The organism is Collinsella sp. AF23-2 (assembly GCF_003459245.1).
Taxonomy (GTDB): domain Bacteria; phylum Actinomycetota; class Coriobacteriia; order Coriobacteriales; family Coriobacteriaceae; genus Collinsella.
This window is the reverse complement of the sequence record NZ_QRVG01000002.1, coordinates 25,669-40,540: the sequence shown is the minus strand read 5'-3', so window position 1 is coordinate 40,540 and position 14,872 is coordinate 25,669. Positions and strand designations below refer to the sequence as shown.

At 58.4% G+C, this 14,872-nt stretch carries 13 protein-coding genes; 2 read left to right on the top strand and 11 right to left on the bottom strand.

Going from position 1 to position 14,872, the window contains the following annotated elements; all coding sequences use genetic code 11:
- The first annotated feature begins 107 nt into the window (after window positions 1–107).
- Window positions 108–347: a hypothetical protein gene (locus tag DWY03_RS01770; protein ID WP_117736302.1), complete on the top strand. Its 240-nt coding sequence runs from the start codon at window positions 108–110 to the stop codon at window positions 345–347.
- Between the two features lie 6 nt (window positions 348–353).
- On the opposite strand, the gene DWY03_RS01765 is transcribed toward DWY03_RS01770, so the two are convergent.
- The 11 genes from DWY03_RS01765 to ileS form a co-directional block, all read right to left on the bottom strand.
- On the bottom strand, window positions 354–1,766 hold the full coding sequence (locus tag DWY03_RS01765; RefSeq protein ID WP_117820257.1) for an AI-2E family transporter: 1,413 nt from the start codon (window positions 1,764–1,766) through the stop codon (window positions 354–356).
- On the bottom strand, window positions 1,763–2,554 hold the full coding sequence (locus tag DWY03_RS01760) for an RNA polymerase sigma factor SigF (RefSeq protein ID WP_022094589.1): 792 nt from the start codon (window positions 2,552–2,554) through the stop codon (window positions 1,763–1,765). The genes DWY03_RS01765 and DWY03_RS01760 overlap by 4 nt, the downstream gene beginning before the upstream one ends.
- A gap of 1 nt (window position 2,555) precedes the next feature.
- The gene (locus DWY03_RS01755; RefSeq protein ID WP_089571730.1) at window positions 2,556–2,933 is read right to left on the bottom strand and encodes an ATP-binding protein; all 378 of its coding nucleotides are present in this window, start codon (window positions 2,931–2,933) and stop codon (window positions 2,556–2,558) included.
- Window positions 2,926–3,513 (bottom strand): hypothetical protein, encoded by a 588-nt coding sequence (locus DWY03_RS01750; RefSeq protein WP_117820258.1) that lies wholly within the window; start codon window positions 3,511–3,513, stop codon window positions 2,926–2,928. The genes DWY03_RS01755 and DWY03_RS01750 overlap by 8 nt, the downstream gene beginning before the upstream one ends.
- Before the next feature lie 95 nt (window positions 3,514–3,608).
- Window positions 3,609–4,958, bottom strand: coding sequence for a replication-associated recombination protein A (locus DWY03_RS01745; RefSeq protein ID WP_197032814.1), 1,350 nt, complete (start codon window positions 4,956–4,958; stop codon window positions 3,609–3,611).
- Between the two features lie 60 nt (window positions 4,959–5,018).
- Window positions 5,019–6,266, bottom strand: coding sequence for a deoxyguanosinetriphosphate triphosphohydrolase family protein (locus tag DWY03_RS01740; RefSeq protein WP_117820260.1), 1,248 nt, complete (start codon window positions 6,264–6,266; stop codon window positions 5,019–5,021).
- Between the two features lie 31 nt (window positions 6,267–6,297).
- Window positions 6,298–6,720: a prepilin peptidase gene (locus tag DWY03_RS01735; RefSeq protein ID WP_117820261.1), complete on the bottom strand. Its 423-nt coding sequence runs from the start codon at window positions 6,718–6,720 to the stop codon at window positions 6,298–6,300.
- An 81-nt stretch (window positions 6,721–6,801) separates the two neighbouring features.
- Window positions 6,802–8,097 (bottom strand): glycosyltransferase family 2 protein, encoded by a 1,296-nt coding sequence (locus DWY03_RS01730; RefSeq protein WP_117820262.1) that lies wholly within the window; start codon window positions 8,095–8,097, stop codon window positions 6,802–6,804.
- Between the two features lie 82 nt (window positions 8,098–8,179).
- Window positions 8,180–9,193 (bottom strand): RluA family pseudouridine synthase, encoded by a 1,014-nt coding sequence (locus DWY03_RS01725; protein WP_117820263.1) that lies wholly within the window; start codon window positions 9,191–9,193, stop codon window positions 8,180–8,182.
- Window positions 9,193–9,774: a signal peptidase II gene (gene lspA / locus DWY03_RS01720; protein WP_117820397.1), complete on the bottom strand. Its 582-nt coding sequence runs from the start codon at window positions 9,772–9,774 to the stop codon at window positions 9,193–9,195. Before lspA ends, DWY03_RS01725 begins: the two co-directional genes overlap by 1 nt.
- Before the next feature lie 237 nt (window positions 9,775–10,011).
- Window positions 10,012–12,789: an isoleucine--tRNA ligase gene (ileS, locus tag DWY03_RS01715; RefSeq protein WP_370446051.1), complete on the bottom strand. Its 2,778-nt coding sequence runs from the start codon at window positions 12,787–12,789 to the stop codon at window positions 10,012–10,014.
- A 511-nt stretch (window positions 12,790–13,300) separates the two neighbouring features.
- Here ileS and DWY03_RS01710 point away from each other — a divergent pair.
- Window positions 13,301–14,383, top strand: a complete 1,083-nt coding sequence (locus tag DWY03_RS01710; RefSeq protein WP_117820265.1) for an iron-containing alcohol dehydrogenase family protein — start codon at window positions 13,301–13,303, stop codon at window positions 14,381–14,383.
- The last annotated feature ends 489 nt before the right edge of the window (window positions 14,384–14,872 follow it).

Genomic DNA, 14,872 nt, shown 5'->3' with positions numbered 1-14,872 from the left:
CAAACAGCGACCCTCCAGCGAAAGTGCACGTTATTTAGTACTGTGCGATCCTTTGAAAAAGGACTGCTGTAGAATTACATATAAGAGTCACCCGGAAGGAGCGATCGATGAAAAGCAAACGATTTTTCCTCAATGCACTTCTGTTAGCGGCACTTTTAACGCTATTGGCTTTCTCCTGCTGGTACGCAAACCAACCAGCATTTGGCTACGTGTTGTATGCAGTAATGTCCGGCGATAAGGCTTATTACACTTTACGCGCAATTGACATTCTCTTTTTCTATGTTGCCGGTCCCTTATCAATCGCTTTGCTCGCGTTTCTTGTCATTTACAACTTCAAGAAACGTTAATGGGGCCTATTTAGAATCCGAATCGTCCATGGACCCGTCGATGCCGGTTTTGGTATCGTCATCAGAGTTGGAATCGTCATCCTTGGCGAAGGGATTCTTGAAGAAACCCGTGGCATCGGGCTGAAGACCCGAGAGCTTGATCCAGGGATTATCGAGCTCGGGCTTGGGCATAGCCTTGGCCTCGGGCGCGGTCTCGTTGCCGATGAGCTCGGACTCGTAGATGAAGGTGTCGTCGCCGAGCGCGTCGTAGGCGGCGACCGGGTTGCCATCGGCATCGCGGTACGGCGTGCCCTTAAACACGGCGCCGTCATAGGCCACAAGCTGGCGGCCGGTCTCGTTCTCAAAGTAGTAGACGAAAATGCCCTTGAGGGCCGCGCACAGCGGAATGGCGATAACCATGCCGATGGGACCCATGAGTGCCGAACCGATAACGAGAGCCGTCAGGCTCATAACGGGATGCACCTGCACCGAGCTCTGCATGACCTTAGGCGAAATGACATTATCGGTGACGTTTTGAGCCACCATGGTCACGACAAGCGTCCACAACGCCAGCATGGGGCTGAACATAAAGCCGAGCACCGTGGCGATCGCCGCACTCACCCAGGGACCGACAACCGGAACCAGGTGCATAATGCCGGTAAAGATAGCCATGAGTGCTGCATACGGATGGCCGATGATCGTAAAACCAATAAAGGCAAGAAAACCGCCACAGATCGATGTGATGACCATGCCACGCATGTAGCCGCCGACCGAACGCGAAAGGATGGCCACCATAAAGCGGTACGAGGTCTCCTTTTCCTGCCCGATGATGGTGCAGACCTCGTGGTGCATGCGAGGATAATCGCAGGCAAGCCAGTAGGCAAGCACCAGACCCAGGAAGATGACGAACAGCTGCGAGGCCGTGTTGGTAATGAGCGGAAACACACCGCGGCCGAGCTCAGCAGCGATTTGCGAGACGTACTTGGACGCTACGGTAACCAACGAAGAAAGATTGTCGTCCAGATACTCCTTGAGCGGCGTGTTGTTGAGCGTCTTAGCGTGCGAGAGCATCTCGTTGAGATCGCCACCCGCAACACGAAGCTGCTCGGGCAGGCGGCTCAGGACTTCCATGATTTGACCGAGCAAAATAGGCGATAGGATGCAGACGACGCCGACGAGCACGGCAACAACCACAATGAGTGCGATGAGCGAACCGAGGCCACGTCCGACGCCGTGATGCTCGAGCCAGTTGGTGATCGGAGACATCACAAAAGCGATGATGGAACCGACAGCGAGAAACTCGATGACCGGTGCCAGGATGCCCATAAGGTTAAAGATGACGGCAGCGATGACAATGCAGCCGACGACGCCCCAAATGCGCAGCGTCAGAATGCGGGTATCGCGAAGCGTGCGGTCGATTTGTTGGGGGTGCTCACTCATGAACGAATCATCACTCCGTCGGGGTCAATCTTATCTTGAATCTTCTTAAGGGTACGGCGCAGCAGGCGCGAGACCTGCACCTGCGAGATGCCAAGCTTCTTGGCAATCTCGATCTGGGTCATGCCCTTCACAAAACGCAGCTCGATAACCTCGCGCTCGCGCGGCGAGAAATCGCGGATGGCTTCCTCGATTACCAGGCGGTCATCGGTAAAGTCGAGCTCGTTGTCGTCGTCGGCGTAGCGGTCGAGAATCGAGGGCGCATCGTCGGAATCGGACGCACCAGGAGCCTCAATGGGCACCGAGGTATAGGCCGAAGACGATTCCATAGCCTCCAGGACCTCGTCGACGGTCACGTCCAGGTACTCAGCGATTTCTTCGACCTTGGGCGAGCGCTGCAACTCGTTGGTAAGCTTGTCGGTAGCCTGGTTAACCTTGGCAGAAAGCTCCTGCAGGCGACGAGGCACGCGCACGCTCCAGCCCTTGTCACGGAAGTGACGCTTGATCTCGCCCAAGATGGTGGGCGTGGCAAACGTGGTGAACTCGAGTCCGCGCTCAGGGTCAAAGCGGTCGATTGCCTTGAGCAGGCCCAAATAGCCAACCTGCATCAGGTCGTCGAGCGGCTCGCCGCGATTCTTAAATTTGTTGGCAAGAAACCTTACCAGGTTCATATGGGACATGACGAGCTGCTCGCGGGCATCCGGATCACCGGTCTCCTTATAACGACGAAACAGCTCGCGGGTTTTCTCCTTGTCCCAAGCGGTCTTGCCGCTCCGGGAACGTTCGGTCATATTAGATATCCGCCTTGAGGTCGAGGGAAAGCGTTAGGGGCGCCGCAGTCTTTTCGTAGGAATCGCACACGCTTGCAAGAATGAGCTCGGCATACACAGTAGCCTGGTCATCCTCGTCGACGGTGGCCTGTTCCCCAAAGGTAAAGGTCATGCCGACGTGAGATTCGTCCACATCGAAATTGATCGTGATGTCGTCGCAGTCGACCGCGGTGCACCCAAAGATGAAGGCTTCCTCGGCAGCCATGCGGATATCCTCGATGCGATCGACGGACATAGAGCACAGGGCGCCGACGTTGGCGGCCGTCATGCGCACCAAGCGCGCGAGACGAGGATCACCGGCAACGCTCAGCGTGATGGGGCAGGTTGCTTCACTACTCATCGCAGGACTCCTCGGAAGTCTTGGCAGGCGTATAGGTGTAATACTGAGCAGGCTTGGCTGCGGGCTTCTGAACATCTTCGTCGTCAGCAGCGGCATCGTCATCGCCAATCAGAACGCGCTCAGTAGGCTGCTCGGCCTCGGCGGCGGCAGCGGCGAGCTTGCGATCGGCGTCGGCTGCAGGAGCCTTCACCTTATTGAAGAGCTTCTGCACGGCGCCGGCCGCAGAATCAGTCACGCTCGACACGGCATTACTGGCCTCGGCCATGCTGCCCGTAACCTCGGAAATGTCGCGAACGACCGCCTCAACCTCAACGAGGTTAGACGTCAGGGCGTCAACGGCAGTCTTGCTCGACTTGAGGAGCGGCTCCATCTGGGCAAGTGCCGGCGTAAGCTCGTCAACGGCGCCATCGAGCTTTGCCACCACGGGCTGTGCCTCGGCGAGCGTATTATTGAGGTCGCTCACCGTCTTGTCGAGCGAGTCGACGACGGTGCGGGTCTTGCGCAGCGTGAGCGCGAGCTCGACAACAGCCCACACGCCGGCAACGGCGAGCACCAGCAGGGCAATTTGAATGGGACTCATACAAGCCTCCCGAAGGAATCGAAATACAGACGTTTTTCATGGTACCCCAAAGAAGGGCAAAGATACCCAAAGGGAATGTGCGAGGCGCCAATGGCCTACTTGGGAGCGTTGCCGGTACGGTCGCGCTCGCTTTGCTCCACACGCCACTCTTCCCAACCGCGGCCGGCAGGCTGCCAGAACGCGCCGCGCTCCAACCCCTCGGGCAAATAGCGCTGATCGACCCAGCCTTCGGGATAATCGTGCGGGTACTTGTATACACCATACTCGTCGCTGCCGGGACGGTGACGATCGCGCAGGTAGCTGGGCACCTCGCGAAGACCACTGCTGTGGATATCGGCCAGCGCCGCATCGATCGAGGCCTCGCACGCGTTGGACTTAGGCGCCAGACACACATAGAGCGCAGCCTGAGCCAGGTTGATGCGACACTCGGGATAGCCAATGACCTCGGCAGATTTAAATGCGGCATGCGCCACCAAAAGCGCCTGCGGGTCGGCGTTGCCAACATCCTCGGAAGCCTGAATCATGATGCGGCGAGCGATAAACTTGGGATCCTCCCCTGCATCGATCATGCGCGCGAGCCAATAGATCGTGGCATCGGGGTCGCTGCCGCGCATAGATTTAATAAACGCACTGATAATGTCGTAGTGCATGTCACCGTTTTTGTCATACGAAAACCCACGACGTGGATTGGCGATCTTCACATCGTCAACAGTGATGGGATAGCGCTCCCCCGCCGCCGGCGCTGGCGTCCCCTCGGTATCGGGACGCGTAACGGCAATCTCGCTCGCAAGCTCGAGCGTCGTGAGCGCTGAGCGAGCATCGCCCGCGGCCAGCGTGCAGATGGTCTTAACCGTATCCTCATCGGCCGAGAACTTACCGTTTAAACCCTGCGGCGCCTCGAGCGCACGCTCAATGAGCGTGGCGATATCCTCGTCCTTCAGGTGCTCAAGCTCTACCACACGCCCACGCGAGAGCAATGCCGAGTTGACCTCAAAGTACGGGTTTTCCGTCGTAGCGCCAATCATAATGACGGTGCGGTTCTCGACCGCATGCAGCAGGGCATCTTGCTGCGACTTCGAAAAGCGATGGATCTCATCGATAAACAGAATGGTGCGGCGGTCGTAGGTGTTCAGACGGGTCTTAGCCTCATCGATTACGCGGCGCAGGTCCTTCACAGTGCCCGTCACGGCGCTGACCTCGACAAACTCGCTCTTGGTATGGTTGGCGATAATGTGGGCCAGCGTCGTCTTGCCCGTGCCAGCCGGGCCGTACAGAATCACGCTCGACAGCACGTCATGCTCAATCGCGGCGCGCAGCCACGAGCCCTTACCGACGGCCTTTTGCTGGCCCACATACTCGTCGAGCGAATTGGGGCGCATACGCACCGCAAGCGGCGCATTTTTAAAGGAGCGCTCGCGCGTCGAAGCAGAAAAAAGGTCGTCCATAGCCATCCCGTGCATTAATCAAAATCGTTGTTGACCAACAGTATACCGAAAGGATACGAACTACCGTTCGTTAATATAGGTGCGGTGCGGAAACTTTAGACCTGGGAACAATTTGCTCGTCAGCTCGCAGAAATAACCATCCGTCATGCTTGCGATGTAATCGACGACGGCCTGATCCTTGTCGTCCTGCCAGGCATAGGTGCGATCGTAGTAGGAAAGCTGCTGCTCAATGCGCGAAACGTGATGCTTAAAGATGTAAGAGGACTCGTCGCCTTTATTTAGATCCTGCAGGCAACGGTCGTAGAGCTTTTCGAAGGCCTCACGCAACTCTGCCTCAGAATCGCCTTCGATACCGCCCTTGCTATAGATCTTCTCGTAGTTCTCGCGCTTCGCCCGGCGGATCTCCTCAAACAGGTCCTCGCTCATCTCGATACGCGGTTTACCATAGCTATGCTCAACGATATCGATGGAAGCGTGCGTGAGAATCCAGCTGTTATAGGCGCCGCCCCGACCATCGTCAAAAGCGTCGGGCGACAGCAGGCCCGCCGCAATGGCGTCCTGACGATCACGACCGACGTAGGCGAGGATATCCGAGATACGCACCACACAGCCCTCGAGGGTCATGGGGCGCAGGTGCTCGATCGCGCCATAGCCCTTGGCAATGCAGTCCTCGACGGTACGGTCGAACTGGTCAAACGACGCCATGTCCGAGAGTTCAAAGACACGCTGCTCGTACTCGCCGTTATGGCACAGCACGCCGTCGAGCGTCTGGAGCGACACGTTGCGGCCGTACAACGCGTCGAGCACGCGGACGGACTGCACGTTATGGAAAAAATAACGACCCGTACGCTCGTGATAGATATCGTTGAGGAAACGCTCGCCGGCATGGCCAAAGGGCGTGTGGCCCAAATCGTGGCCCAGGCCAATCGCCTCGATCAAATCGCAGTTGAGGCCCAGGGCACGGCCGATATCGCGGGCAATGCGCGAGACGAGCTGCACATGAAGGCCGCGCCGCGACAGGTCGTCGTTGCTGCGAAAGCTAAAGACCTGCGTTTTGCCTGCATAACGCGTGTACGCAGGAAGATGAAGAATCTTTTCGGTATCGCGCATAAACGCCGGACGCATAAGCGTGCCTTTGTCGGCAGCGCGATCTATACGACGAATGACCTGGTCGTCGCAGCATCGATAAGGATTAACGACACCCGAGGCGCGGTCGGCGGCGATACGCTCGACCAGCTCGGGCGACAACGCCGCGGGAATGCGGTCCATGCGCGCCTTAATGACGGCCGTTTCTTGATTAGTTGCCATGGCATGCTCCTTAAAAAGGATGCGCAATCGGTTACAATGTGCAGCCCACGACCTCGATTATGGCAAATATCGGCACCAAAAACGGGAGCAATGGCAGGGAGCGCGATTTTGTGAAGAGGCAGGAGAGGGCCAGGACCAGGAGCGCGACGGCAAATGCCACGATGCCCCCCAGAGGGTCGAACGTGCAAAGCGCGAAGAGCGCCTTGGCATCCCCCATGCCGATGCCGGAGGCTTGGCGAGCACGACGCCAGAGCGACTCAGTGAGCACAAGGGAAAGGTACACGATAACGGCAGGACCGGCGTGGTCAAGCGCCGTGTTCAAGCCCCTGTCCAGCCAAACGCCTGCAAACGCCGCCACGGCGCATGCGGCGGCAAGCGCGTTGGGAAACCGCCGTTCACGGACATCAATCACCGCACCGGCAAAGGCGCAGATCCAAAAGGGAATATAGACCATTGAACACCTCCCGGGGCAGTCTCTCAAAAGCAAAAACCACCACAGAGGTGCCTGTCCCCTTCGTGGTGGTTTTGGTGGTGGTTATTTAGCGCCCTGCATGACCTCGTCGAGGGTAACGCTGACGGCATGCTGCGTCGGGACCCAGTCGACCTTCAGGAACAACGCAGCCACCGTGATGGGGATATAGCTGAACATAAAGATCGGGAAGGTAAACAGGTTGGTCACCAGGCGCCACTTTTGCGCACAATGAATGTGCTTGTACTCGAAGATGGTCGTAAGTAGCGCCAGGATAAAGAAGGTCTGATACATCATCGCGAAGGTCATAATGAGCGAGGCGGCACAAGCCTGCATCTCAACCTCGGTAGCCAAAAAGCCATGCGAAAGACCACCGACGATCAGGAACGTGGCGTTGGCGAGCATCGAAATCAGCGATAACAGCATACCAGGGGCAATCGTCATAAACATGTCGTAGGCGGCAAAACGATGATAGCGGAAGGTCGACTTGACCAGATGCTTACCGTAGGTAAAGAACACCTGGTAGAAGCCCTTGGTCCAGCGCATACGCTGCTTCCAGGACGCCTTAAACGTCACAGGCTGCTCGTCAAAGAACTCCGCCGGCGCATAGCCAATACGAATGCCGTGAATAGCGCAGAACGTGGTGAACTGAATATCCTCGGTCAGCGTATGGAACTGCCAGCCGTGCATGCCCTCAATAACGCTAGCCGAGATAAGGTAGCCCGAACCCGATACGGCGCAGGACGTCTTGCAGATGTTGCGCGCGTTGTTGAGAAAACGCGCCTCGCGCAGATACCAAGTGGCATTCGCTGCCGAGATCCACGAGCTGCCAAAGTTCTTGGAGTTGCGGTAGCTTGTGACCACATGGAAGCCCTGGTCAAAGGCGTCATTCATCTTGGAGACGTAATCGCGGGAGATAACGTTGTCGGCATCGAAGATAAAGTAGCCCTCAAAGGTATCGGGATACTCGTTAAGAATGCGGTCAAAACCAAAGTCCATGACCCAGCTCTTGCCTTTACGGGCCAGGTCGTTTCGCTCGTACACGACAGCGCCCGCCTCGCGCGCGAGCTGCGCGGTGTTATCGGTGCAGGCATCGGCGACGACAAAGACCTCGATGAGCTCGGACGGATAATCCTGGTCCTTGATGGAGCGAACGAGGTTGGCGATCACGGCCTCCTCGTTATGCGCCGCGATAAAGAAGGCATACCGGTGGAGTTTTTTGGCCTTGGGAGGCGCAACCTCGCCGCGGAGAGCACCGATGACAAAGAAGACCACCTGGTACAAGAAGCAGACCGTGAGCAGCGTGACGACAATCTGGTTGAAGATCACGATGGGTGTGTTGGTTTGTAAAAAGGCGAGCATGCAGGCTCCCAGGAACGTGTTACGTAAACAACCGTATATCTTACCGCAGGCTTACCGAGTTCAAGAAACCACCTAATACTGGCTAGGCTTCGAGCAGGCCGAGCTGCGGTACGATTTCGTCGCCGGCAGCAGTGCGGCCAAGCGAACGCGGGGCTAAGTCGTCGAGGACGGCGGCGAGATCCCACGGCAGCTCGTCGCGGCACTCAATGCGCTCTCCCGTCACGGGATGATCGAACGCCACGCGCCAGGAATGGAGGAATTGCCTGGTCAGACCCTGATCGGCACGCGCATCGCACTTACCGTAGAGCGGATCGCCCACGCAGGCGTGGTTGATATGGCGCATGTGCACGCGAATCTGATGCGTGCGACCGGTAAACAGGTGACACTCAACGAGTGTGTAGCCGTCATCAAAGCGCGTGGAATCAAAGCGCTCAAGGACCTTAAAGGTCGTGATGGCCTGGCGTGCAAAAGGATCATCGGAAACCGCCATCTTGACACGGTCACGTGTAGAACGGGCAATGCCGGTGTTAATGGTGCCCTCATCCATGGCGATATGACCGTGAACGAGCGTAATGTAGCGGCGGTCGAGCGTGCGCGTACGGATAAGATTTTGGAGCGCGCGCTGGGTATCGTCGTCCTTTGCCGCAAGCATAAGACCCGAGGTATCGCGATCCAAACGATGTACGATACCGGGGCGGTCCTCGCCCTGCACGGTGCCCAGATGGTCGATACCGCAGTGATAGACCAGCGCATTCGCGAGCGTACCGCTCTCATGACCATGCGCAGGATGGCACACCAGGCCGCGCTGCTTGGAGAGCACGATGAGGTAGTCGTCCTCATAGCGAATGTCGAGCGGGATGGCCTCGGGAATCACGTCGGTGGGATCGTGCGGTTCGGGCAAATCAACCGAAATACGGTCACCGGCTCGCACGGCGTACTTTTTGGACAGGCAGGTCTCGCCATTGACCACTACGACCCCACCCTCAATCAGATGTGCGCAGGCAGAGCGCGTAGGGCAGCCGTCATTGGCGCCCAGATAGGCGTCAAGACGCTGACCAGCGGCATCGTCGGCAACAAGGATATGGATGTCGGCCATTAGCGCTCAGTCCTTTCGCGAATCTTGCGGGCACGCTCCCCACGTTGTTTAGCCTTGCGCTTGGCACGGGCCTCGTCACGGGCGTTAAGCTCGGCGGTCGCATCGACCTCACGAGCCGCGGGGCTCAAGAACATGTAACCGAAGAGCGCCAGCACCACACCGACCGTAATGCCGATATCGGCCACATTAAAGACGGGAAAGTCGATGAAGGTGGTGGCGAAAAAATCGGTCACGAAGCCAAAGACAAGGCGATCGATCGCGTTACCGATGGCGCCGCCCGCAACCATAGCCATGCCCACGACCTCCAGCTGAGCGAGCTGAGGCGCACGAACCAGGTACACGGCAATGGCGACAATGACCGCTAGCGCCAGCACGGCAAAAGCCATACCATGGCCCTCACCCATGCTAAAGGCGGCTCCGATATTGCGAACAAACACGAAATCGATCACACCGGGGATAACAGTCACATGCAGAGCATCGCCAACGGCACGAACCGCAAGCTTGGTCAGCTGGTCAACAAGCAGCACAACGAGCGCCACCCCACCAGCAACGCCCAGGCGCCAACGCAAAGGCGGCGTCATATCCGCACCACGACCCAAAGAAATCCCCTACCCTCAAAGCTCAAATAACGTTAAGTGCAAGTAACCATCTTATATTGCCACACGCAGAGCGCACGACATATCCACCAACACAAGCGAAATAACCAGCTAAAAACGAAAGCGGCATTCTGAAAACAGAATGCCGCTTTTATTCAACAGAGCAAATGGGCCGAAGGCGCCCAGATTCTCCCTATAACTAAAATGCCGAGTTACCGTGCCTTAAAGGGCGTTCGCACACCTCTCGCAGATGTGAGCGTGGCCGTTGTACTCGCCGACGGTGGTGCGGTAGTTCCAGCAACGGTCGCAGCACTCGCCCTCGGCAGCGTCGATGGCAACGGAGAGCTCCTCGCCCTGGGTGAGCTCAACAGCGGAGACGATGTAGAACTCGGCGAGGTCGACGGCCTTGTCGCCGGTCAGCAGCGCATACATCTCGGCGGGAACGACCGCCTTGACACGGACCTGCTGGCTCTTGGTGAAGGTGCCGACGGAGCGGGCATCCTCAAGGGCCTTGGTCACGGCGCCACGGAGCTCGAGCGAAGCCTCGAGCACGCCCTCAAACTCATTGGCCTCGTCGATCGTGATGGGCGACTTGTACCAATCGAGCAGCGCGGCGTACTTCTGATGATCGACGCAGCCGGCGGGCGCATAGGCCATGGCCTCATCGACGGTGTAGGACAGAATCGGCTGCAGATCGCGCATGAGCATCGAGAAGAGCTCGGCGAGCACGGTCTGGGCGCTGCGGCGCTCGAGCGAGCCGGGCTTTTCGCAGTACAGACGGTCCTTCAGGGCGTCGAGGTACACGTTGGAAAGCTCGGTAACCACGAAGTCGTAGAGCGCACGGTAGGCGCGCGGGAACTCGTAGCAAGAGTAAGCGTCGTCGACCTCGGCCTGGACCTGGGTCAGACGAGCAACCATGAGCTTGTCGAGCGGCAGCAGATCGGCAAAGGCGACGCCGTCGGTCTCGGGCTCAAACTGACCCTCGAGCTCGGAGAGCAGGAAGCGCAGCGTGTTGCGGAAACGACGGTAGGCATCGGACGTACGGGCGAGAATCTCGTGGTCGATGGAAACGTCGGAGCTGGTGTCGACGGAGGCAACCCACAGGCGGATGATGTCGGCGCCCATCTCGTCACAGACCTTATTGGGGTCGATGACGTTGCCGAGTGACTTGGACATCTTGCGGCCCTGACCGTCGAGGGTGAAGCCCTGCGAGACGACCGCCTTGTACGGAGCGTGGCCGTTGGCGCCCACCGAGGTAAGCAGCGAGCTCTGGAACCAACCACGGTGCTGGTCTGAGCCCTCGAGGTAGACGTCCGCCGGGTACTCCAGCTCGGGACGGTACTCACAGACGGCCTTCCAGGACACGCCAGAGTCCCACCACACGTCGAGGATGTCCTTATCGGCCTTAAGGTGATGACCGCCGCACTTGGGGCAGACGCAGGCCTCGCCCAGGTAGCTCTCGGGAGCGTCGGTGAACCAGGCGTCGGAGCCCTTCTCGTGGAAGAGCTTGATGACGGCATCGAGCGTGTCGTCGTTCATGACCTTCTCGCCGCAGTCGGCGCAGGTGTAGCTGGGAATAGGCACGCCCCAGTTGCGCTGACGGCTGATGCACCAGTCGGGACGCTGCTCGACCATGGCGCCAATGCGGTTGGCGGCGTGAGCCGGATACCACTTGACGTTCTCGCGAACCTCTTTGCCAGCCTGCTCACGCAGACCCGTCTTGTCCATCGAGACGAACCACTGGTCGGTGGCACGGAAGAGCACCGGATGCTTGCAGCGCCAGCAGTGCGGATAGCTGTGCGTGATCTTCTTCTCGAGGACCAGGGTACCGCGCTCGCGCAGGAACTCGATGATGTGCGGGTTGGCCTCGTCGGTATCCATGCCGCTGAAGGGGCCGCCGGTGCCAAACTCCTCACCGGTGTAGAATTTGCCGTCGTCATCGACCGGCATGCAGATGTCGGTGATGCCCTCCTTGAGGCAGGCGAAGTAGTCGTCGACGCCGTGGCCGGGCGAGTTGTGGACGATACCGGTACCGTCATCGACACCGACGTAATCGGCCAGCAGGGCCACGCCCTCGACACCGTCAAAGATCGGCTGCTTATAGTGGATGTGGTGGAAGGTCTCGGCGGGAACCACATAGGGCTTGCCGTCGACCATGACCGGGGTGTACTCCCAGCCAAACTCCTCGCAGCACTTGGGGGCCAGGTCCTCGAGCATGACCTCGGCGCGGCCATCATGCTCAACGGCGACGTAGGCGGCGCCGGGCTTGAGAGAAACTGCCTGGTCGGAGGGGATGGTCCACGGCGTGGTCGTCCAGATGATAAAGTCGACCGGGCCGTCGAAGCTCTCGAGGCCAGCGGGCTTGGAAGTCATCTCAAAGCGGACGAAGACGGACGGGCTCGTCTCGTCGGAGTACTCGATCTCAGCCTCGGCCAGAGCGGTGTGGCAGTGCTTGCACCAGTGAACCGGCTTGTGGCCGCGATAGATCATGCCCTTATCGAACATGGCCTTAAAGACCTCGATGTCGGCAGCATCATGCTGGTGGTAGAGCGTCAGGTAGGGGTTGTCCCAGTCGCCGAGCACGCCCAGACGACGGAAGCCAGCCTTCTGCAGCTCGATGTTCTCGACAGCAAACTCGTTGCAGAGCTCGCGGATCTTAGCCGTGGAGGTCTGGTTGAACTTCTCGGTGCCGAGCTTCTCCTCGACCTTGTGCTCGATCGGCTGGCCATGGCAGTCCCAACCGGGGACGTAGGGAACCTCATAGCCCTGCATCATCCAGTAGCGGTTGATCATGTCCTTGGAGATCTTGTTCATGGCGTGGCCGATGTGGATCGGGCCGTTGGCGTACGGAGGGCCGTCGTGCAGCACGAACTTCTTGTGACCCTCGTTCTTCTTCAAAACCTGCTCGTAGACCTTGTTGTCCTGCCAGTCCTTGAGTCGCTTGGGCTCGGACTTGGAAAGACCGGCACGCATGGGAAAACCGGTTTTGGGCAGATTCATCGTCTGCTTGTACTCGTTTGCCACGGTACCCCTTTCATGTCGTGGGCGCGCACGCCCGTTGGGCACCAAAAAAGCGCCCGTCCCTTACAAGCTGGGACGAAGCGCCACAAAACGGGCAGCGTGCCCGCAAAAGCTCTTCGCTTAACCACCCAGCTTAGATGCCCTCGCTCGCGTTATCGCGCGCTCGCATCCGTTACTCGGCTGGCCTGTATCGACGACCATCTCGGCGATGTCTACTAAGACGTGCCTGCACGGCGCGTCCGTTGGGATCGCAGCTCCGGGGTGATTTTCATCGGTCGCATGCACGGGCTCTCAGCGCTCCCCGCTCTCTGTAGCATGCGGACGGCCGACTACTCGTCCCCATCAACGCTTCTGCGCTGTATGGTAGCACGGTCAACGCTGGCGAAAAACCCTCAACATCGGTTTCATACTTTAGAAATTTCTCACGGTCACTAGCCTTCTCTTGGAGCAAAATACCTGAAAGCACTTTATCTAACGAAAGAAGGCTGCTATGCGCACGATTGGAATGAGCGACTATACCGTCGGCGAGGATTGCTTTGACGAGCTGCCCGGCGCGCTGGCCGAGTACGGAGCGACCAAGGTCGCAATCATCGGTGGCAAACGAGCGCTGGCCGCGGCGCTTCCCGGAATCGAAACCGCGCTGGCGGGAACCGACGTCGAGATTCTGGAGACGCGTGTCTACGGCACCAACAGCACGCGCGCCAATATCGCCAAGGTTGTGAACTCCCCCGCCTGCCAAGAGGCCGACGTACTTATCGCGTGCGGCGGCGGCAAGGCGCTCGATACCGTCAAGACGGCGGCCATCGAACTCAAGAAGATCGTCTTTACGGTGCCGACGATCTGTTCCAACTGCTCGGCCGCGACCGCCATTGCCGTTGTCTACAACGACGACGGCTCGCTCGAGGGCTATTCGTACCCCAACCGCCCCGCACACATCTTCATCAACCCCAAGATCATTGCCGAGGCTCCGGCGGAGTACTTCTGGGCCGGCGTAGGCGACGCCCTGTCCAAGCAGCCCGAGGTCGAATACGCCACGAGCGCCGGCAACCTGGAGCACACCGCCGGTCTTGGCCTGGCGCTCGCGCACACCTGCTCCGAGCCGCTGTTTACCTATGGCGTGCAGGGTCTTGAGGACGTTCGCCAGAACCTGTCGACCGAGGCCGTCAAGCAGATCGCGCTCGATATCGTGGTCAACACGGGCTATGTCTCCAACCTGACCAACCAAAACGATTACTACTACAACTCGAGCGTGGCGCATGCGTTCTACAACGCCACCTGCAGCATTCCGCGCGAGGGCACCTACCTGCATGGCGAGGTCGTGAGCCTGGGCGTGCTGGTGCTGTTTGCCTACACGGGCGACACCGAGAACCTTGAGCGCTACGCAGCCTTTAACAAGGAGATGGGGCTGCCCGTAACGCTTGAGCAGGTCGGGCTTTCCGAGTCCGATATCCCCGCCCTGTGCGAGTATGCGCACGCCACCAACGAGTGGAAGCAGGGAAACCCCGAGCCCTTCACCGACGAAAAGTTCGCCGCCGCCATCAAGGCTGCCAACACCTACGGCCACACGCTCTAGGACTGGCCCAAAACCACCACAAAGGGGACAGGCACCTTTCTGGTGGTTTTTTATTGCTCCAGCATTCAGTTCGTACTCGAACCCGATTCTTTACGAGAAAGGGTTCGGGTACGTTTTTTGTTTATCGGAAATTCTGCGGAAGGACTACTCGGAACGGTAAACAGGAACGAACAGAGGCAGGGTATCATCGTGGTGATGGTATCCTGCCTTTTGTTTTGCGGGATCAAGGTCGCTTTATGCGAACTTGATCGCCACTTATATGGCGCATTGATGGCAATTGCTGCGTACGTGCATACCGGGAGCCCGTACACCTCTGGCAAGGCGTAACACACTAGACTTTGTTCCAAAGTCCGTGTGCTAAGGGGGCAGGCCCCTTAGAATTCCTGTGGAGTGTGTACGCACGTACGCAGGAAAACGGCAAAATTTCGCTATATCAGGGCGTTCTTTCATTGGAGAGTATGGTATACACGGCTTAGTTCAACAAATAAG

Excerpts from the sequence above, each read along its gene's own strand:
- lspA (WP_117820397.1), bottom strand. The coding sequence starts at position 9,774 with ATGACGCCGCCTTTGCGTTGGCGCCTGGGCGTTGCTGGTGGGGTGGCG.
- DWY03_RS01765 (WP_117820257.1), bottom strand. The coding sequence starts at position 1,766 with ATGAGTGAGCACCCCCAACAAATCGACCGCACGCTTCGCGATACCCGC.
- DWY03_RS01740 (WP_117820260.1), bottom strand. The coding sequence starts at position 6,266 with ATGGCAACTAATCAAGAAACGGCCGTCATTAAGGCGCGCATGGACCGC.
- DWY03_RS01760 (WP_022094589.1), bottom strand. The coding sequence starts at position 2,554 with ATGACCGAACGTTCCCGGAGCGGCAAGACCGCTTGGGACAAGGAGAAA.
- DWY03_RS01745 (WP_197032814.1), bottom strand. The coding sequence starts at position 4,958 with ATGGACGACCTTTTTTCTGCTTCGACGCGCGAGCGCTCCTTTAAAAAT.
- DWY03_RS01710 (WP_117820265.1), top strand. The coding sequence starts at position 13,301 with ATGCGCACGATTGGAATGAGCGACTATACCGTCGGCGAGGATTGCTTT.
- ileS (WP_370446051.1), bottom strand. The coding sequence starts at position 12,789 with ATGAATCTGCCCAAAACCGGTTTTCCCATGCGTGCCGGTCTTTCCAAG.
- DWY03_RS01750 (WP_117820258.1), bottom strand. The coding sequence starts at position 3,513 with ATGAGTCCCATTCAAATTGCCCTGCTGGTGCTCGCCGTTGCCGGCGTG.
- DWY03_RS01755 (WP_089571730.1), bottom strand. The coding sequence starts at position 2,933 with ATGAGTAGTGAAGCAACCTGCCCCATCACGCTGAGCGTTGCCGGTGAT.
- DWY03_RS01725 (WP_117820263.1), bottom strand. The coding sequence starts at position 9,193 with ATGGCCGACATCCATATCCTTGTTGCCGACGATGCCGCTGGTCAGCGT.
- DWY03_RS01735 (WP_117820261.1), bottom strand. The coding sequence starts at position 6,720 with ATGGTCTATATTCCCTTTTGGATCTGCGCCTTTGCCGGTGCGGTGATT.
- DWY03_RS01770 (WP_117736302.1), top strand. The coding sequence starts at position 108 with ATGAAAAGCAAACGATTTTTCCTCAATGCACTTCTGTTAGCGGCACTT.
- DWY03_RS01730 (WP_117820262.1), bottom strand. The coding sequence starts at position 8,097 with ATGCTCGCCTTTTTACAAACCAACACACCCATCGTGATCTTCAACCAG.